Origin of the sequence: Opitutus terrae PB90-1, assembly GCF_000019965.1 — a bacterium.
Classification (GTDB): domain Bacteria; phylum Verrucomicrobiota; class Verrucomicrobiia; order Opitutales; family Opitutaceae; genus Opitutus; species Opitutus terrae.
Genome location: NC_010571.1, coordinates 2,109,230 through 2,129,668, shown reverse-complemented (window position 1 = coordinate 2,129,668; position 20,439 = coordinate 2,109,230). Strand labels below are relative to the sequence as shown.

General features: G+C 68.4%; 11 protein-coding genes. 5 read left to right on the top strand and 6 right to left on the bottom strand.

The window, feature by feature from the left end; translation table 11 throughout:
- Positions 1 to 112 precede the first annotated feature (112 nt).
- Entirely contained in the window at positions 113 to 2,089 is a 1,977-nt protein-coding gene (locus OTER_RS08810; RefSeq protein ID WP_012374550.1) for a copper-translocating P-type ATPase, read from the top strand.
- A gap of 97 nt (positions 2,090 to 2,186) precedes the next feature.
- On the opposite strand, the gene OTER_RS08805 is transcribed toward OTER_RS08810, so the two are convergent.
- From OTER_RS08805 to OTER_RS08795, 3 genes are all read right to left on the bottom strand, one after another.
- Positions 2,187 to 3,662: a sensor histidine kinase gene (locus OTER_RS08805; protein WP_148218057.1), complete on the bottom strand. Its 1,476-nt coding sequence runs from the start codon at positions 3,660 to 3,662 to the stop codon at positions 2,187 to 2,189.
- Position 3,663: 1 nt separating this feature from the next.
- On the bottom strand, positions 3,664 to 4,335 hold the full coding sequence (locus OTER_RS08800; protein WP_044892317.1) for a response regulator: 672 nt from the start codon (positions 4,333 to 4,335) through the stop codon (positions 3,664 to 3,666).
- 143 nt (positions 4,336 to 4,478) lie between these two features.
- Positions 4,479 to 6,020 (bottom strand): DegQ family serine endoprotease, encoded by a 1,542-nt coding sequence (locus OTER_RS08795; RefSeq protein ID WP_012374547.1) that lies wholly within the window; start codon positions 6,018 to 6,020, stop codon positions 4,479 to 4,481.
- Between the two features lie 259 nt (positions 6,021 to 6,279).
- Between OTER_RS08795 and OTER_RS08790 the strand changes: the two genes are divergently transcribed.
- The 4 genes from OTER_RS08790 (at position 6,280) to OTER_RS26840 (ending at position 15,032) form a co-directional block, all read left to right on the top strand.
- Positions 6,280 to 7,602 (top strand): hemolysin family protein, encoded by a 1,323-nt coding sequence (locus OTER_RS08790; protein ID WP_012374546.1) that lies wholly within the window; start codon positions 6,280 to 6,282, stop codon positions 7,600 to 7,602.
- 253 nt (positions 7,603 to 7,855) lie between these two features.
- Positions 7,856 to 9,337: a CobW family GTP-binding protein gene (locus tag OTER_RS08785; RefSeq protein WP_012374545.1), complete on the top strand. Its 1,482-nt coding sequence runs from the start codon at positions 7,856 to 7,858 to the stop codon at positions 9,335 to 9,337.
- A 148-nt stretch (positions 9,338 to 9,485) separates the two neighbouring features.
- Positions 9,486 to 10,367: a helix-turn-helix transcriptional regulator gene (locus OTER_RS08780; protein ID WP_012374544.1), complete on the top strand. Its 882-nt coding sequence runs from the start codon at positions 9,486 to 9,488 to the stop codon at positions 10,365 to 10,367.
- A 72-nt stretch (positions 10,368 to 10,439) separates the two neighbouring features.
- Positions 10,440 to 15,032: a beta strand repeat-containing protein gene (locus OTER_RS26840; protein WP_012374543.1), complete on the top strand. Its 4,593-nt coding sequence runs from the start codon at positions 10,440 to 10,442 to the stop codon at positions 15,030 to 15,032.
- Between the two features lie 103 nt (positions 15,033 to 15,135).
- Here the strand turns inward: OTER_RS26840 and OTER_RS08770 are convergent, their stop codons facing one another.
- The 3 genes from OTER_RS08770 to OTER_RS23960 form a co-directional block, all read right to left on the bottom strand.
- Complete coding sequence (locus OTER_RS08770) at positions 15,136 to 15,579, bottom strand: GtrA family protein (RefSeq protein ID WP_012374542.1); 444 nt, start codon at positions 15,577 to 15,579, stop codon at positions 15,136 to 15,138.
- Between the two features lie 112 nt (positions 15,580 to 15,691).
- Positions 15,692 to 16,597 carry a response regulator transcription factor gene (locus tag OTER_RS08765; RefSeq protein WP_012374541.1) on the bottom strand — a complete coding sequence of 302 codons (906 nt, stop codon included), beginning with the start codon at positions 16,595 to 16,597 and terminating at the stop codon, positions 15,692 to 15,694.
- Complete coding sequence (locus OTER_RS23960; RefSeq protein ID WP_012374540.1) at positions 16,572 to 20,345, bottom strand: hybrid sensor histidine kinase/response regulator; 3,774 nt, start codon at positions 20,343 to 20,345, stop codon at positions 16,572 to 16,574. The genes OTER_RS08765 and OTER_RS23960 overlap by 26 nt, the downstream gene beginning before the upstream one ends.
- Positions 20,346 to 20,439 lie beyond the last annotated feature (94 nt).

Below are 20,439 nucleotides of genomic sequence, written 5' to 3'. Positions count from 1 at the left end.
GTCCGCGTCTTTCGCTCCCGCCGACACCGCAAAGACCGCGGCTCCCGGGAACTGCTGCAGTCACACGGATCGTCCAGCCGCCAACGCGGCGGCGGCCGACGCGCCCGTTTACATGGGCCTGCCCGCCGCCCGCGTGTTGCTGCCGCGGTTCTGGGTCGCGCTCGCCCTGAGCCTGCCGGTGTTGGTGCTCGCCATGGGACCGATGATCGCGCCGGCAGCGTTTCACCGGCTCGATCCCGAACTCTCTGGCTGGCTGCAGGCGATCCTCACCACGCCGGTGTTTTTCTGGTCGGGCAAATACTTCCTTCGGCGCTGGTGGAAGTCGATTCGCGAGCGCGATCCCAACATGTTCACGCTGACGGTCACCGGCACGGGCGCCGCGTACTTCTACAGCCTGGCCGCGCTGCTCTTCGGCGATTCGTTTCCGGCGGCGCTGCGCGACGCGCATGGCGTGCCGCTCTACTTCGAAGCCACCGCCTTCATCACCACCGTCGTGCTACTCGGCCAGATTCTCGAACAACGCGCGCACGCTCGCACCGACGCGGCGATTCGCGCGCTGATGAACCTCGCCCCCGCGACGGCGCATCGCGTGGTCGACGGCCGCGAGACCGACGTACCGCTCGACGCGGTGCAAGTGGGCGACGTGCTCCGGGTCCGGCCGGGCGAAAAGCTGCCGGTCGACGGCGCCGTCACCGAAGGTGTGAGCAACGTGGACGAGTCGATGCTAACCGGCGAACCGGTACCGGTCGCGAAGCAGCCGGGTGATCCGGTGAGCGCAGGCACGCTCAACACCACAGGCTCGTTCCTCTTCCGCGCCGAGCGCGTCGGACGCGACACGCTGCTCGCGCGGATCATCCGGCTCGTTGAGGAGGCGCAGGAGAGCGAAGCGCCGATCCAGCGGCTCGCCGACCGCGTATCGGCGCGCTTCGTGCCCGCCGTCGCCGCGATCGCCACGGCCACGTTTGCGCTCTGGTGGTGGCTCGGGCCGACGCCGGCATTCATCCACGCGCTCGTGAACGCCGTCGCCGTGCTGATCATCGCGTGCCCGTGCGCGCTCGGGCTCGCCACGCCGGTCTCGCTCGTCACCGGCATTGGCCGCGGCGCGCAGGCCGGCGTGTTGGTGAAAGACGCCGCCGCGCTCGAGCGACTCGCCTCGGCCACCACGCTGCTGATCGACAAGACCGGCACGCTCACCGAGGGCAAACCGCGCGTCGTCGCCGTGACGCCCCTCGGCACGTTGTCAGCTGACGATGTGCTGCGGTTCGCCGCCGCCGCCGAATCCGCCAGCGAGCATCCGCTCGCCCGCGCGATCGTCGCCGCCGCGCATGATCGCGGGCTCGCGCTGCCTGACGCGCGCGACTTCGTGGCGGAACCCGGCAGCGGAGTACGCGCCAATGTCGATTCACGATCGGTGACCGTCGGCCGCGTGACCAACACGACTCGCGACGCGGCCGTGGCGCCTGTTCACGATGCCGCAACGACCGTCGTTGAAGTGGCTGTCGATGGCCTCGTCGCCGGCTCGATCGCGCTGGCTGATGCCGTGAAGGCAACCACGCCGGACGCGCTGCGCGAACTGCACCGGCTCGGCCTGAAAATCGTCATGGTCACCGGCGATCGCGAGTCGACCGCGCGGACCGTGGCGGAGACACTCAAGCTCGACGGCTATCACGCCGGCGTCACGCCCGAGCGGAAGCAACAGCTCGTTCGCGAACACCAGCAGGCGGGTGAGCGCGTCGTCTTCGCCGGCGACGGGCTCAACGATGCCCCGGCGCTCGCGGCGGCGGACGTCGCCATCGCGATGGGCACCGGCACGGACGTGGCGATGCACAGCGCCGGGCTCGTCCTCGTGAAGGGCGATCTCGGCGCCTTGGTGAAGGCCGTGCACCTCAGCCGGGCGACGCTGCGCAACATCAAGCAGAACCTGTTCTTCGCCTTCGTCTACAACGGTCTCGGGCTGCCGCTCGCCGCGGGCGCGCTGTATCCGATTTTTGGCTGGCTGCTGAATCCGATGTTCGCCGGCGTGGCGATGAGCCTCAGCTCGATCAGCGTCGTTTCCAACGCGCTCCGCCTCCGCCACGCGCGATTGTAGCGCCGCGCGTCTCCCGCAGCTCGCCCGCGAGACAATTTACGGCCGCAGCGGCCACCGGCTAGTTTCACGTATTACGTGAAACTAGCCGGGGCACGGCTCACGAAGGTTGCGGTCGCAACGGCAGCCGCACTTCGAACACTGCGCCGGCTTCGGGAGCGTTGCGCAACGCAACCCGTCCGCCGTGCGCTTCGACAATCGCGCGAACGACGCTCAGCCCGAGACCCAACCCGCGCTCCGAGCGGCTCGCATCCCCGCGATAGAGCCGCTCCCACACGCGTGCCTGCTCGGCCGCCGGCACGCCAGGGCCCGTGTCGCTGACGCTCAGCACCGCGGCGTCGGCCTCCGGCCCCACCCGCACCACGACGCCGCCGCCAGCCGGTGTGTATTTCACCGCGTTGTCGATCAAGTTGGCGATGGCCTGCCGGAGCCGCGTCGCATCCGCGAGCACCGGCACGGCAGCCGCCGCCTCGACGCTCAGCGCGACCGACTTCGCGTCGGCGACGTCCGCGTAAAGTTCCACGGCATCGCGCGCCAGCGCCGCGAGATCGGTCTCCGTTTTCTCGAGCCGCAGCATGCCGGCTTCCGCCTCGGAAATTTCCATCAGCGCACGCAACAGCCGCAGCACGTCGTCGGCCTGCTCGACGCAGTCGGCCAGCGCCTCGGCTTGCGGCCCGCGGTTCTCCGCGTTCTGCAACGCCAGCTCGGCCGTGCCGCGCAGCCGCGTGAGCGGGGTGCGCAGATCGTGCGCCACGTTGTCGAGCGCCTCGCGCATCGCGCGCAGCAACGCGGCATTTTTGTCGAGCACCGTGTTGAACGCGCGCACCAACTCCGCCACGTCGTCATTGCGCTGCGGCAGCGGCACACGCGCGTCGAGCGCACCGGTGCGGATGATCCGCTGCGCCGTGGCCACCACATCGCGCAGCGGCTTGGTCGCGCGCCGCGCGGCAAATACGCCGGCACCAAAACCGACCACGACCACGCCCGCGCCGACCCACAGGAACGTCCGCCGCAGCGGTTCGAGCAACACCTCGCGGCTATCGGTGGTGCGCCCGACCTGCAGCAGCCGGCCGTCAAACAGCACCCGGCTGGCCAGCACCAGATCGCGCGCCGCGTCCTGCGGCACGCGCACGGAGTAGGTCCGGCGCTGCGTCCAGCCGCCCCAGCCGTCCGGCACCGCGACCGCGCGCGCCTCCTCTTCGATCCAGTCCGCCGGAATCTTGCCCCAAATCGCGTCGCCCTCGCGACCGACGAGGCGCACGAACAACGAGCGGACGTTCGGCTCCTGGCTGTCCTGCGCCACCCGCAGCCGCAAGCCCTGTAGTCCCGACGCGGCGTAAACGCTCGCATACTGCTGCAGCCGGCCTTCGAGCGCCTCCGTCTCGCGCGTCTCGAGCTGACGCGCCAGCGTCCAGAACAGCAGCGCAAAAATCGCGGTGAACCCGATCGCGAACAGCGCGGCGAACCACACGCTCAATCGCACGGCCAGTGAGCGCTGCAAGCGCCCCCAGCCCGCGACCGCCGACTCATCGCCGTCCCCGCGGTCGCTGCCGCCCGGCGCTGCAGACGCGTTCACCTCAACGGCCGGCTTTGAAGACATAACCCACTCCTCGCAGCGTTTCGATCCGCGTCTTGTCCGGATCAATTTTGCTTCGCAGCCGCGACATCAACACGTCGACCACATTGGTCTGCGGATCAAAGCTGTAGTCCCAGACGTGCTCGAGAATCATGACTTTCGTCACGGGCCGGCCGGCGTGTCGCAGCAGGTATTCCAACAACGAGAATTCCCGCGGCTGCAGTTCCACCGGCTGGCCGCCGACGGTGACCGTGCGCGAAACCAGATCGAGCGTGACATCGCCTGCACTCAGCCGCGTCGCCTCGGGCGAGCGTGAGGCGCGTCGGATCAGCGCCTGCAGCCGGGCCGAGAGCTCGGCAAACGCGAAAGGCTTGGTCAGATAATCGTCGCCGCCGGCCTGCAATCCCTTCACGCGATCTTCGACGCTGGCACGGGCGCTCAAAAACAGGACCGGCATTGCGCTGCGCTCGGCGCGGAGTCGCCGCACCAGGCTGAGCCCATCCAGCTCCGGCAGCATGATGTCGACGACCGCCGCGTCGTAGGCCGTCGAGGTCGCGAGCGCGAGTCCGGTGTCGCCGTCGGGCGCGTGGTCCACGGCATAACCTTCCTGCTTCAGGCCCTTGACCACGAAGGAGGAAATCTTGGCGTCATCTTCGACGACGAGCACGCGCATGGTGTTCACGGCCATTGTGTGCGAGCAGGAAGAAAGGCGAAGCTTTTACGCGCGGACATTAAAGAGCTCCGGGCGTTGCCGCCCGGAGCTCTGTTTGCGACTTCAACTATGAACACTACACCACACAAATCAGAGAGGTTCGATTACGAGCCGGACTTTTCGTCCGTTTCGTCGACGACCACGTAACGGATGCCGTTCGGCGTCCAGAGCCGCACCAGTGTCTTCTTCGACTCGGTCTTCTCCGTCAGCTTCACGGCGTCCTCGGCGTTCTTCACCGGCTTGCGATTGATCTCGAGAATGACGTTGCCCGCCTGCAGTCCGGCCTCGGCCGCGGCCGAATCGGGCTCGACGCTCGTGATCAGCGCACCACGCACGTTGGCCGGGATGTCGAACTCGCGCCGCGCATCCGCGTCGAGATCGCCCACGCCGACGCCGTTCAGCGTACCGGTGTCCTCGGCGGAACCGGAAAGATCATCGTCATCGCCGGAGCCGCCACCCGAGCGCGACAACGAGCGCTCGTTCGGCCGCGCGGTCACGCTCAGCTCCATCGTCTGCGTCTTCCCATCGCGCAACACCTCGGCCGTGACTTTTTCGCCCGGCTTTAGCGAGCCGACGATCAGCTTCAGGTTGCGCGCATCCTTGATCGCCTTGCCGTCGATCTTGGTGACGACGTCGCCGCCCTTGAGTCCGGCCTTCGCGGCGGGACTATCCGGCTGCACCTCCGCGACGAGCGCGCCCGCGCGATTCGGCAGGTCGAAATGCTCCGCGAGTTCGGCGGTGATGTCCTGGATCGTCACCCCGAGATAGCCGCGCACGACCTTGCCGGTCGACGCCAGCTGTTCCATGACGTTGCGCGCGAGATTCGACGGGATCGCGAAGCCGATGCCCTGAAACCCGCCGGACCGGCTCAGGATCGCGGTGTTGACGCCGATCAGTCGGCCCTCCGCGTCGACCAGCGCGCCGCCGGAATTGCCCGGATTGATCGCGGCATCGGTCTGGATGAAATCTTCATAATCGAGGCCGAACATCGCGCGGCCGAGTCCGCTGACCATGCCGCTGGTGACGGTCTGCCCAATGCCAAAGGGATTGCCGACCGCCAGCACGCGGTCGCCGACCTCGACGCTGTCGCTGTCGGCAAACGTGATCGCCGGCAGGTCCTTTGCTTCGACCTTGATCACGGCGAGGTCGGTTTGCGGGTCCGTGCCGACGACCTTCGCGGTCAACTCGCGGCCGTCGCCGAACGTCACCTTGATCGTGTCGGCGCCTTTCACGACGTGGCTGTTGGTCAGGATGTAGCCGTCGGGGCTGACGATCACGCCCGAGCCGAGGCCTTCCTGCGGCGGCTGGCGGAGCGTGCCGCGACGGCCACCAAAGTTGTGACCGAACTGGTCACCGAAGAATTCCCGGAAGCCGGGATGGTTGAAGAACGGCGGCAGCTCCTGGGCGGGGATCGCCTTGGCGCGCTCGGTCACCAGCACTTTCACGACGCTGGGGGCGACGCGTTTGACGATCGGGGCGTAACTGGCGCCGAGCGGCGAGTTGACGCTGGCGCTGATGGGACGTTCGTCGACCTTGACGGAGACGGACGGATTGGCGGCATTCGAAGCGGTCCAGCCGAGCCCGCCGGCGGCGAGCAGTCCGAGCGCGAAGAGCACCGCGCGAGAAGAGGGAATTCGAGTATTCATGGCGGAAAGAGTCGTGGAACGAGGCCGAAGATGCCACAGCCAGCCTTCCGGCGGCTTGCTCGATCCTTACAGTTTTGAAAGATACGGCCTGAGGTGGCACGGGCCTCCAGCCCGTGGACGGCGCTCCGCGCCAACTGGCCACGCTCAGCGGACGACACGGGCAAGATGCCCGTGCCACGGTGCGCGCGCCCCTCCGCCCCCTTTCTAAAAAATCTCGCACTCGCATCTGCGGCGATTCCACCCATCCTGATCGCCAACCATGGGGACTTTTCTCGGCATCGCACTGGAGACGCTCGTCATCATCCTGTTGGTCGCCGCGAATGGCTTCTTCGTCGCCGCGGAGTTCGCGCTGGTCAAAGTGCGCACCAGCCAGCTTCGACCGCTTGAAAAAACCGGCGGTTGGCGCGTGAAATTCGCGCTGCGCGCCACCCGGCACCTCGACGCGGCGCTCTCAGCGACGCAGCTGGGCATCACGCTCGCCAGCCTCGGGTTGGGCTGGGTCGGCGAGCCGTTCCTCGCCAAGCGGCTCGTGCCGGTGCTGGCGGAGTTCGGGGTCACGGACGCAACCGCCGTCCACTCGATCTCGTTCGCCGTGGCGTTCACGATCATCACTTTCATGCACATCATCTTTGGCGAGCTCGCGCCGAAGTCGCTCGCGATCCAGCGCGCGAAGGAAGTCTCCCTGTGGATTTCGGCGCCGCTGATGGTGTTCTATTACGTGTTCTTCCCGTTCATCTGGCTGCTGAACGGGCTGGCCAACCGGTTCCTTCGCTGGGCCGGGCTCGGGCCGGCGACGGAGGGCGAGCACGCCTTCAGCGCGGAGGAGCTCGAGTACGTTTTCAGCCATGCCCGGCACACGCATCCCGGCGATGCGCTCGTGAACAAGCTGATGGTTCAGTCGCTCCGCGTGCGCGCGACCTTCGCGCAGCAGATCATGCTGCCGCGCGAGCAGGTTACCACGCTCTGGCTCGACCGGCCGCTGAGTGAAAATCTGCGCACCGCCCAAACGACGGGCTACAGCCGGTTCCCGGTGTGTGAGGGCACGTTGGACAACGTGAAGGGCATCCTCCTCGTCCGTGAATGGCTTTGGCAGATCCAGGCGCTCGGACCCGAGGCGTCGTTCGAACCGCTGTTGCGCGACGTGCTGAGCTTCGAGCCCCGCACGCCGCTGTCGATCATGCTCGAACGGTTTCGCCACGCACGTACGCACCTCGCGATCGTCGTCGACGCCGAAAAGAAACTCGTGGGCATCGTCACGTTCGAGGACGTCATCGAGGAAATCGTCGGCGACATCCGCGACGAGTTCGACCTCGGCACGGGTCCCATTTACGAACGCACCGAACGCTCGATCGTGGTCAGCGGCACGCTCACGCTCCGCGAGCTTCAGGCCGAAACCGGCTGGCCGCTGGAGTGGCAGCCGCGTGAGACCGTCGCGGTGTGGTTTCTCCAGAATCTCCGCCGACCGCCGCGACGCGACGAAAACATCATCGCGGGCGACTACCGGTTGACCGCGCTCGAAGTCAGCGCCGAAAAGCCGCGACGCGTGAAGATCGAGCGGCTCGAGCCGACGCCCGAGCGCTAGCCCGGAAATTTCATGAACAGGAGTGACTCTAAGCCCGAAATTTCCGTCCGCCTGCGGCGGAGCCCCGACTTGTCGGGGCGGCAATTCAGCCCCGACAGAGTCGGCCCGGAGGGCTAGCGCAAACCGCCGGCGCAGCGCGGGCGTTTGCGTTTCCCTCCCCCGCCCCTCACGCTTCTTCCTCGCTCCCGCACCCCTACTCCGAACTCCGAACTCCGAACTCCGATCTCCGAACTCCCGATCCCCGACTTTCGACATGAGCATTCCCGTCACCGTCCTCACCGGCTTCCTGGGCGCCGGCAAGACCACCCTCCTCAATCGCATCCTTACCGAACAGCACGGCAAAAAGATCGCCGTGATCGAAAACGAATTCGGCGAAGTGGGCGTGGACAACGAGCTGGTGATCGAAAGCGACGAGGAGCTCTTCGAGATGAACAACGGCTGCCTGTGCTGCACCGTCCGCGGCGACCTCATTCGCATCCTCGGCCGGCTGATGAAGCGCAAGGACCAGCTCGACGGCATTCTCATCGAGACCACCGGCATGGCGAACCCCGCGCCGGTCGCACAGACGTTTTTCACCGACGACGAAATGCGCCAGGCTTTCCGGCTCGATGCGATCGTCACCGTCGTCGACGCGAAGCACGTCGTCCAGCACCTCGATACGGAGGACGAAGCGAAGAAGCAGGTGGCGTTCGCCGATGTGATTCTGCTCAACAAAACCGACCTTGTGATGCCGGCCGAGCTCGATGCGCTCGAGAAACGCATCCACCGGATCAACGCCGTCGCGAAGATCCATCGCACGCAGAACTGCGACCTGCCGTTGACGCGCGTGCTCAATGTCGGCGGTTTCAATCTGGAGCGCGCCACCGAGCTCGATCCGCAGTTCCTCGAACCGGAATATCCGTTCGAATGGGCCGGCGCCTACCAGCTGCCGGCGGGCAAGCACGAGCTCGTCATCGGCCATTGCGATCATGACCACGACCACGAGCACGGCGAGGAGCATGACCATGAGCACGGTCACGACCACGAAGACGGCGATCACGAACACCACCATCATCACCATCACGGTAACGAGAACGAGCTGGACGTGGTGATCATGCCCATCGCGGCCTCGGCTCTGCCTGTAGCCGGGGTCGCTGACCCCGGCCCGGGCTCGACGAGCCCGGCTACATCGTCCGGCCTTGATGCGGCTGTCGCCGCCGCGGCACTCGTGTTCTCCGATTGGGAAAACCGGGTGAAGTCAGGCGAGACCGTCACTCCGGGCGGCACGCTGCACCGGCTGCTGCTCGACGAGGGCTACGGCCACTATCCGCTCGAGATCAAGGAGCCCGGCCAGTACCTCGTCTTCGAAGGCTGTGGCGAGGACCCGTTGCACATCCACGTGGACGGCGACGTGTCGAAGCCCGTCTGGCAGCGCGATTATCACGCGCAGCATTCGCACAACGACGCCGTCGCGTCGGTCGGCATCACGGCCGACGGCGAACTCGACGGCAAGCGCTTGAACGACTGGATCAGCACGCTGCTGCGCGTGAAGGGCGGCGACATCTACCGCATGAAAGGCGTGCTCGCGGTCAAGGGCGCGAACAAGCGACTCGTGTTTCAGGGCGTCCACATGCTCTTCGACGCGAAGTTTGATCGCGAGTGGGATGGCGACGCCCGCCAGAACAAGCTCATCTTCATCGGCAAGAATCTCGATCGCGCCGCGCTCACGGAAGCATTCAAGAGCTGCCTCGCGTAGGTCGTCCCGGGCCGGGCTACTCGAGCGTGTCATAACCCCGGTCTCGACGCGCCGTGTATCGCGGTGACCGGCACACCGGAATGTTTCCATGTGCCGCGCTCGGTGCTCGACGCCGGGCAAAGCAGTGCCTAGGGGGACCGCTGCCCCCATGAGCGCCCCCGCGCACCGGCTTCCAGCCCCAACGGAGTTTCTTGTCACCGAGGAGACATTCGCCCTGTGGCAGAGCCTGGCGGCGTTTCCAGCCGACCAGACCGAAGCGGCACTCCGCCACCTGCAGGAGTGGCTCGCCCGAAAGATCGCGGCCGACAACGTCATTTGGGTCGGCGCCGTGCGCGTGATCGATGGACCGGCGGCCCGCGACGATCCCTTTTCTGGCTGGCGGCTGCGCGCGCGCCGACCGCTCCAGCCCGACTCCGCCGCTTACCGCCGACTCCTCGCCGGCTACTACGCGCCTGATCACAACGGCAAACTGACGCCCGCCTTCCATGACCGTTCACACGACGAAAGACGCGATGCCCACGTCGGCATGCCGGGCCGCGCTTCGCTCGCCGGCGCCGGGCGCTTTCGCGTGCACCGGCTGCGCGACGGCTGGATCGATTTCGTCGCGTTCAAGCGCACGCTGCACTACCAACTGTACTACCGCGACCAGGGCATCGTGGACCGGATGACCATCGGCTTCCCGGCCACGCCGGATGCCGAATCGTTCCTCCTCATCGACCGGCAGGGCCCGCGTCGGCGACCGTTCACCGCGCGCGAGGCTGCGCTCGCCGGCGGCGCTGCACGTGGCATCCCGGAACTGCATCGCCGACTTTTTCTCACCCACGGCCTGTTCACCGGTGACCGTCCGCTTAGCCCTGCCGCCCGCGAGATCCTGCACGGACTGCTCTCCGGGCTTTCCGAGAAGGAAATCGCCGCCCGCATCGGGCAGAGGCCGGCCACGCTGCACAAATACGTCACGGCGCTCTACACGCGCCACCGGGTGAAAAGCCGTGCTGCGCTCATGGCGCAGTGGCTCGGACGCACCAGCTGAATTCTCCCTCTGTTTAGAGGGGTATTCGTTGGCTGGGATCTCTGGCATCCTTGCGGACCAGCCCCGCTCGTCATGCCACGCTTCCCTTCCCTTCCCCTCGCCGTCTTCCTCGTCCTCGCCCCCGCCTGCCTCGCCACCGACGTCGAGCTCTTCAACGGCGATGACGTCGCACAGAGCGTGACCATCACCGCCGGCGATACGCTCTACTTCCGCGTCGCCTCCGGCAGCGCCAACAACGATGGCTCGATCTCGGGTGAAGGCAGTTTCGTCAAGTGGGGCCTCGGCCAGCTGATTCTCGGCGGCCCACTCACCTACACCGGCAGCACCGCGGTCTCCGCGGGCACGCTGACCCTGCAATACCCGAACACGCCCGCCATCCCAGGCTCGAGTCTCACGATTTCCAGCGGCGCCACCTTCGAACTCTATCTAGCCGCCGACTTCACCTACGCGAACCTGCTCCACGGCGAGGGCACGTTCACGAAGTTCAGCAACACCACCCTCACCCTCACGGCCGACAATCTGTTTCAGGGCACCTTCGCCCTCACCAACGGCACGCTCCAAATCGGCAACGGCGGCACCTCCGGCGGGCTCTACGGGACGATCGTCAACGACAGCGCGCTGATCTTCAATCGCAGCAACGACACCACTTTCACCGGGTCCATCACGGGCGCCGGGACCACCACCAAACTCGGCGCCGGCACGCTCACGTTCACCGGCGACAGCACCGCCACCGGCACGTTCACCGTCTCCGCCGGCAATCTTCAGGTAGGCAACGGCGGCACCTCCGGCTCGCTCGGCTCCGCGCCCGTCGATCTCGCCGCGTCCACCGGCCTCCTCTTCAATCGCAGCGACGCCAGCACCTACGGCGGCCCGATCACTGGCAGCGGCACGCTCACGAAGCTCGGCGCCGGCACGCTCACGCTCACCGGCGACAGCACCAACACCGGCGCCATCACGCTGTCCGAGGGCACCCTCCAACTCGGTGCCGGCGGCACATCCGGTGCGCTCGGCTCGGGCGCCGCCACGCTCGCCAGCGGCACCACGCTCGCCGTCAATCGCAGCGACACCCTCGTCCTCGCCAGTGCCCTCAGCGGCTCCGGCGGCTTCAGCCAAACCGGCACCGGCACCACGATCCTCACCGCGAACAACACCGCGACCGGCACCACCACCATTTCCGCCGGCACGTTGCAGGTCGGCAACGACGGCACCACCGGCTCCCTCGGCGCCGGCAACACCACCAACAACGCCACCCTGCGCTTCGCCCGCACCGACACCTACAACTACGGCGGCACGATCTCCGGCACCGGCGCAATCGTCCAGGCCGGCACCGGCACCACGATCCTCACCGCGAACAACACCGCGACCGGCACCACCACGATTTCCGCCGGCACGCTCCAGCTCGGCGATGGCAGCGCGAGCAGCGGCTCGGTCGGTGGCGCGATCGTCAATGACGCCGCCCTCGTCTTCAACCGCACCAACGTCACCAGCTTCAACCAGGTCATCAGCGGCTCCGGCTCCGTGACGAAAGCCGGCTCGGGCAACCTGTCGCTCGGCGGCGCCAACTCCTACACCGGCGGCACCATCCTCGCCGCCGGCGCGCTCGAGCTCGGCCATGCCGACGCCCTCGGCTCCGCCGGCACGCTCACCTTCTCCGGCGGCGTGCTGCGCTTCACCAGCGCGAACACCACCGACTACTCCGCCCGCTTCGCCAGCAGCGGCTCCTACCGCCTCGATACCAACGGCCAGGCCGTGACGCTCGCCAGCGCGCTCAACGCCAACTCGCTCGTCAAATTCGGCGCCGGGACGCTCACGCTCACCGGCTCGAACTCCTACGGCTCCACGTCCACCGTCAACCAGGGGACGCTCGCCATCGGCGACGGCGGCACCACCGGCTCCTGGTCCGGCACCGTCACCGTCGGCGCCGGCGCCACCCTCGCCTTCAACCGCAGCGACGACTTCGCCTTCGCCAACACCCTCGCGAACGCCGGCACCGTCACCAAATCCGGCGCCGGCACGCTCCAGTTCACCGGTAGTCTTTCCGGCACGGGCAATCTCACGATCTCCGCCGGCACCTTCGAAGCCCAGACTGGGAGTTCCGTCGCCCACGCGATCACGAACAACGGCGCCCTCGTGTTCAATCGCAGCGACAGCGTCATGCTCACCTCCGCCATTAGCGGCTCAGGCACGTTCACGAAATCCGGCACCGGCACGCTCACGCTCGCGACCAACAACAATGCCAGCGGCGCCACCACGATCTCCGGCGGCACGCTCCGGATCGGCGCAGGCGGCACCGCGGGCTATGTCCTCGGCAACATCGCCAATGACGCCGCGCTCATCTTCAACCGCAGCGACGCCACCAGCTACGACGGCATTCTCAGCGGCGCGGGCTCCGTCACGAAACTCGGCGCCGGCACGCTCACGCTCACCGGCGCCAACACCTCCACCGGCACCACGACGCTCAGCGCCGGCACGCTCGAGCTCGGCAGCGCCAGCGCCCTTGGTTCCTCCGGCACGATCACGTTCTCCGGCGGCACGCTCCGCTTCGGCACGGTCAGCCCGACCGACTACTCCAGCCGTTTCAGCTCCGCGGCGGGCCAGGTGTTCCGCCTCGATACCGGCAGCCGGGACGCAACCCTCGCCTCCGCGCTCGCCAGCACCGGCGGCAGTCTCGAAAAATCCGGCTCCGGCTCGCTCATCCTTACCGCGAACAATACCTACACGGGCACGACCACCGTCTCGGCCGGCACGCTTCAGCTCGGCGCCAACTCCGCCGCCGGCTCCGTTGCGGGCAATATCAGCCTCGCCTCGGGCACCGGGCTGCTCCTCTACCGCAGCAGCGATCTCACCTACGGCGGCGTCATCAGCGGCGCGGGATCTGTCACGCGCACCGGCGGCGGCGCCACGATCTTCACCGCCGACCACACCTATACCGGCGGCACCACGATCATCAACGGGACACTCCAACTCGGCAACGGAAGCACCTCCGGCTCCGTTACCGGCGACATCGCCAACGCCGGCTCGGTCGTCTTCAACCGCAGCAACAACACCACCTACGCGGGCGTGATCAGCGGCAACGGCAGTGTCACCAAGCAGGGCGCGGGCACGCTCACGCTCACCAGCGCCCACACGTTTACCGGCACCACCACCATTTCCGCCGGCACGCTGACGCTCAACGGTGCCGGCGCGCTCATGGGCAACATCGTCAACAACGCCGCGCTGACCTTCTCGCCTTCCGGTAGCCGCACCTACGCCGGCAATCTCAGCGGCACCGGCGCGGTCACCCTGAACGGCGCCAGCACGCAGATTTTCACCGGCGCCGCCTCGCACACCGGCGGCACCACCGTCCAAGCCGGCACGCTCCAACTCGGCAACGGCGGCACCTCGGGCGCGCTCGCCGGCAACGTCACGCTCTCCACTTCCCTCGCCACGCTCGCCTTCAACCGCAGCGACGCCGTCACGTTCTCTGGCGCGGTCAGCGGCAGCGGCGCGCTCACGCAGTCAGGCAGCGGCACGCTCACCCTCTCCGGCGTCAACACCTACACCGGCGGCACGACGCTCGCCGCCGGCACGCTCGAACTTGGTTCCGCCGACGCGCTCGGCTCGTCCGGGATAATCAACTTCACCGGCGGAACGCTGCGCTTCACCGCCGCCAACACCACCGACTACTCCAACCGCTTCAATTCGGCCTACGCGGTGCACCAGGACTACCGCGTCGACACCAACGGCCGCGACGTGACCTTCGCCTCCGGCTTCGGCGACTACGACGGCAACAGCACGTTCACCAAACTCGGCAGCGGCACGCTCACGCTCACGAGCTACACCGGCTACACCGGCGCGACCACCATCTCCGCCGGCACGCTGCAACTCGGCGATGGCACCAGCACCGGCGCGGTCTCCGGCGCGATCGTCAACCAAGCCGCGCTCGTCATCAACACGCCCGACAGCGTCTCGCTCGGCGCGATCAGCGGCAGCGGCACGCTCACCAAACTCGGCGCCGGCACCGTCTACGTCTATGGCGAAAACACCTCTACGGGTGCCGTCACGATCTCTGCCGGCTCGTTTCTCGTGAACAATTCGTCCGGCAGCGGCACAGGCTCGGGCGATGTCACCGTGCAATCCGGCGCACTCCTCGGCGGCGACGGCACCGTCGGCGGCCTGACCACGCTCGCCGCCGGCGCGATCCTCGCCCCCGGCAACTCGCCCGGCACGCTCACCTTCACCAACGGTCTCACGCTTAACGCTGGCGCGGTCTTCAACTTCGAGCTCGGCGCGGCGGCGAGCGATCTCATCCGCATTACCGGCGGCACACTCACCGGCCCGGCCAGCGGCACCGTCACGCTCAATCTCTTCGACGCCGGCGATTTCACCGCCGCGAGCTACACGCTCTTCGATTTCAGCACGGGGGGCACCACGCTCAGCGACTTCGATCTCTCCGACTTTTCGTTCGGAAGCACGCTCGCCGGCTACAGCTACTCGCTCGCCTTCGTCGGCAGCACGCTCGAACTCACCGCCAGCGCAATCCCTGAACCGTCCACCTACGCCGCACTCTGCGGGCTGGCCGCGTTCGGGCTGGCTTTCTATAAACGACGCGCGCGGATCGCCCCGCTCCGCTCCGTCCCACCATTCCCTTCGAGCATTCCCCAAGAAGTGACGGGCTTGAGGTAGGGCGCGGATTCCGTTCCGCGCCGCGACTACCTCTGGTGCGCGCGGCGGCGAGGGGACTCGCCGCCCTACCTCGGCGTCACTTCTTCGGGTAAGTCTCAGTAGGCTACATGGTGCGAGGAGCGGGCGTCGGATCGGGCTTGTCCTCGGAGTGGTGGTGCTTCCGCCAGATCCAGTAGAAATTCGTCATCCAGCTCACACCGAACGAACCGGCCATCGCGAGGACGGACGCAAGCAGGTAATGGACACCGATCGCCTTGAGCGCGTTGGCTCCCGCCCACCACACGGCGAAACCCAGCGCGTTCGCGACGTGATACTGCACCAGCCGTCTCCACGTCGGCCGACGACGACCGAAGACCCAGCGATCGTTGACGAAGAAGCGCAGCAGATTGCACGTCTCCGACTGCACGAAGGTGCTCACCGCATACGGCCAGTGCAGCACGCCGACCAGCAGCTTGAGCAGCCCGAGTCCGAAAACCGTGAACACCGTCGCGACGATAAACCACCGTGCGCGACGATCCCGACCCACCCGCTGTGCGATACGCCTCATGCGCGTTTATCGACCGGAAACGGTGCCGGAGTTCCGCGGAGAAATCCCCGGACTGCGCGCCCCCTACGCACCAGGTCAGGGTGAGTTCTCCGAACGAGCCGCCCGCCCGCCGTTAGCCGGCCGCGCCGCCACTCAGCAGTTCCGTCGCTCGCAGCGCAGCCGCGAGGCGGGTTTCCACGCCGAGCTTCGGCAGAAGATTTTCCACGTGTTTCTTCACCGTCGCAGGCGCCGCCCCGAGGATCGTGCCGATCTCCGCGTTCGTCTTTCCCTGCGCCACCCAGAACAGAATCTCCGTCTCGCGCGGCGTGAGCCCGAGCGGCGCCAGTTGCGCGGGACTCGCCGCGCGCGGCACTTCGTCGAGGTGCACTACCAGCGGCCGCGTCGTCCGGTCCGCCGGCGCGCTCAGCTTCAACCCAGCCGGCAACTCGCCCGTCAGCAGCGCGAGCACCACGCGGCTCCCCGTCACCCCGGGGAAATGCCGCGTGAGCAAGGTCCGCGCCCGGTCGCTGGCGAACAAAATCTCGTCCTTCGCACCGATGACGATCAACCCGCGCTCGAGCACGCGTTGCACCTCGCGTTCCGCCAACACCCGCCGCTGTACCTCGCGATCGAGTTCGTCCGCCCGCTGCTCCAGCAGCTGCTGTTGCTCACGGATCTTCAGGTGCGCGTTCACCCGCGCGAGGACCTCCTCGGGATGCAGCGGCTTCGCCAGATAGTCGACCGCGCCCGCCGCGAACCCCTTCACTTTGTCCACGACTTCCGTCAGCGCCGTCATGAACAACACCGGCACGTCGGCCGTCGCCTCGCGCGCCTTCAGCCGCCGGCACGTCTCGAAGCCATCCAGTCCCGGCATGAGCACGTCCAGCAAGATGATGTCGGGCTTCAACCACGCGAGCTGCTCGAGCGCGCTTTGGCCGCTTTCGGCCACCGCCACCTCGAAACCCGCCGCCGCCAGCACGTCGAGCAGCACGCCGACATTCGCCGGCACGTCGTCAATGATGAGCACCGTTTTCGTCATGATCGGAAAGCATCTCGCGCAGTCGCTTCATCTGGAATCCCGCGGCCACCTCCTGCAACCGCCGCGCCTCCACCGCGAACTCCGGCCGCTCCGCCCACTCGCCCAGCCGCGCCGCGAGCCGCCGTGCATCGCCGCGCCGCGCGAGTTCGAGCAGTTCGGCCCGCGCCTCCTCCGGCAGCGGACACGCCTCCGCCGCGAGCGGAGCCGGTGCCGCTGGCGCGTGCACCCACTCGAGCCCCAGCGCCGCGCCGAGGCACGCGTGCAGCTGCGCCTCCTGAAACGGTTTCGCGAGAAACTCATCGCAGCCCGCCGCAATCGCCTGGTGCCGGTCGCTCTCGAACACGCTCGCCGAAACCGCGATGATCCACGTGTCGCTCAATCCCGCGTCCGCGCGCAACCGCCGCGCGATCTCGAAGCCGTCCGGACCGGTTTCAAAACGCAGGTCGAGCAACACGGCGTCCGGCCGCCGCTCGCGCGCGGACCTGAGCGCCGCGTAGGCGTCCGCCGCTTCGTCCACGTCGAACCCGAGCGGCTCGAGCAGTTCCCGCAACACCGCGCGATTCGTCGCGTCATCGTCCACCACCAGCAGCCGCCGCCGCGGACCGCGATAACCCGTCACGCCGCCACCGCGGCAGCTCACAGGCGGCGCGTCGCTGGCCGCTTCCGGCAGCGGCAGGTCGAACCAGAAGCGGGCGCCCTCGCCCGGACGGCTCTCCGCCAGCAGCCGGCCGCCGAGCAGCTCGACCATGCTGCGGCTCAACGCCAGCCCGAGACCGGTTCCGCGCGCGCCATGCTCCGCCGAGGTCGCGAACGGCTGGAACAGGGTCGCCAGCCGCTCCGGCGCGATGCCCACGCCGGTGTCGCTCACCTCGAAGCGCACCCGGCCGTCCGGCAGCGGTGCCACCGCAAGCCGCACCGCGCCGTGCCTCGCGAACTTCACCGCGTTGCCCACGAGATTGAGCAACACCTGCCGCAGCTTCTGCTCATCCGTCCGCACGAGCCGCGGCAGGCCCGCCGCCACGGCGCACGCAAACCCCAGCCCCGCCGCCTCGCACGGCGCCCGCATCAGATCGGCCACGCTCTCCACCAGCCGCGGCAGCGCGCAGGTGGTCGGCCGCAGCTGCATCTTGCCCGCCTCGACCCGCGCGAGGTCGAGCACCTCGTTGATCAGCGCGAGCAGGTGCTCGCCGCTCTGGATGATGATCTGCAACCGCTCGCGCGCCGCCGGCGGCTGGGCCGGATCGCGCGCCAGCACCTGCGCGTAGCCGAGCACGCCGTTCAGTGGCGTGCGCAGCTCGTGGCTCATGTGCGCCAGGAACGTGCTCTTCGCCCGGTTCGCCGCCTCCGCGGCGTCCCGCGCCACCGCGAGTTGCTCGTTGCTCGCCTGCAGCTCCGCCGTGCGCCGCGCCACGATCGCCTCCAGCTCCGCCCCGCGCCGCCGCAACGTACGTATTCTCCAACCCACCACGATGACGACGCCCACGAGGCCGAACAGTCCCACGGCGGCCCGCGCCCACCACGCCGCCCACCACGGCGCCGCGATCGCGAACGGATACGCCACCTCGCCGCCGCCCTCCACGCCGCCACTGCGCACCCGCGCCCGAAACGTATAGTCGCCCGGCGGCAGCGCCGTGAACTCCCGCTCCCGCCGCGCGCTCCACGGCGACCAGTCGTCCTCCCAGCCTTCGAGCCTCGTCGAGAATTCCGCCGCCGTCGCGAACGCCGACGCTGCCAGCCCGAACAGCACGCGATGCGTGCCCGGAGCCAGCGCGCCCCGCTCCGGCCAGCGCGCGCCGTCGTCGAGGCGCACGCTGCGCAGCACCAGCCCGGGCGGCGGCAGCGGCGGGCGTTCCCGGCTCAGGTCGACCCGGCCCACGGCCTCCGCACCCGACAGCCACAGCCAGGCCTGCCCGCGGTCGTCGCGTTCGCCGAAGACGTGCTGCAATGGCCCCGTGACATCGAAGACCTCCGGCAGCGCCCACGCGCCGTAGCGTCCGTCCGCGAACAGCCCGATCGCCGCGTCGCCCTCCCCCGGCGACGGTTCGTCGATCTGCCACACGTCCGTGTCCGGCGTCGCCGCACGATCGCGCGTCGCGGGCACGAACCGCTGCTCCGCCGCGACCCATCGCAGCACATGGCCGTTCGTGCCGAGCGCGAACACCTGCGGCCCGGCGCGCCGCACGTGAAATCCATTCTCGCCCGCCGGCAGGCCGGCATCGCCGCCCCGATAGAAACGCCGCTCCGGCTCCGCGTCCGCCGGACGCCGCACCCGGGCCAGGCCGCGCGTGAACGTCCCCAGCCACAAGGAGCCGTCGTCCTCCTCGACGATTGAGCGCACCTCGAACCGCAGCGGCTCCCGCGCCGGCGTCAGCGCCCACCCCGTCGCCGTGCGATCGAGCCGCACCAGACCGCCGAGCGTGCCCACCCAGAGCCGGCCCGGCGTCACCGTCGACGCCAACAGCGCCACCGCCGACGAGCCGCGCGTCAGCGTCACGGCCGCCCCGCCATCCCGCGGCAAAAGTTGGATGCCCGTCTGCTCGCCCGCGACCAGACCGTCCGGCATCTCCGCCAGGCTGTAGAACAATCCTCTCAACCCCGGCACGCGCTCGAAGCGCGCGTTCGTCAGCCGTGCCGGATCCGCCGGCACAAGCCGAAACACGCCCGCCGCCGTCGCGACGTGCAGTCGTCCTTCGTAGCGCAGCGCCGCACGCACCGACGAGCCGTCGAGTCCCTGCTCCCGCGCGAACACAGTCTGATCGAAGGGCAGTCGCAGCCGCGCGATCCCGTTGTTCAGGCAGAACCACAGCTCGCCGCTCCGCGACTCGAGCACGTGTTTCACCTGCCCATCACGCAGGCCGTCCGCCATGTCCAGGCGCCGCGCAAAATGCCCCTCGAGATCGAGCACCAGCACGCCCGCGCGCCGGGTCGTGATCAGCAGCAGGTCACCGGCGCGCGCCGCCGTCTGGACATTTTCCCGCCGCAGCCACTCCGTCAGCTCGGGCGCGAACGCCGTCTCCCGCCCATCGCTGCCCAGCACCGCCAGCCCGCGATCCGCGGAGCACAACAGCAGCCGCCCCCGGTCCAGCGGCACGATCGCCGGCAGCCGCGCGCCGCGCTCGAGCGGCCCGTCGCCGGCCGGCACCAACGCCTCGCCGTCGATGCGCTGCAGCGGCTCGCCCGCCCGGTGCACGTAGACGCGATCGCCGACGCGGTGGAGCGTCGTCGCGATGTCCCCCTGGAAACTCCACACGTGAAACGCACCGCCGCGCCATCGCATCAGCTGCCGGTTCGCACAAAAATACACCGCGTCACCCACCGCCACCGCGCGCCAGATGTCCCCAAACTCCCGCTGCTCCACCGGCAGCCGGTCGAGGAGTGACACGAACCGTTTTTCCCCGCTGGCCGGATCCCGCGCAAAATACCCGAGCTCGTCCACGCCGCCCGCGTAGAGCGTGTCGTCGGGACCGATCGCGAGCCCGCGGACAAACGTCGTCCCCGGCACCTCCAGCGTGCGCCAGCTCTCCCCGTCGAACTCCAGCACGCAGCCCTTGTTGCCGAAATACACCAGCCCGTTCGCGTCCTCCACCGCCGCCCACACCTGGTGATGTGCGTGGTAGTCGCGAAACGTGTAGTGCCGCCAGAGCGGCCGCCCCGCCTCGCGGACGTCGTCCGCGCGCGCCGCCGCCAACGCGCACAGGGCGAACAGCCACGCGAACGCGGCACGGGGGAAAGGGCGGCAGGCTGGCATGCGACCGTCCGTAGCGAACCCACGGGCCGCCCGCGGCGCAATCGCGCAATCGCCGCCTACGCCCGCCGGCGTATGGCAGCCAGCGGCAAGGCGC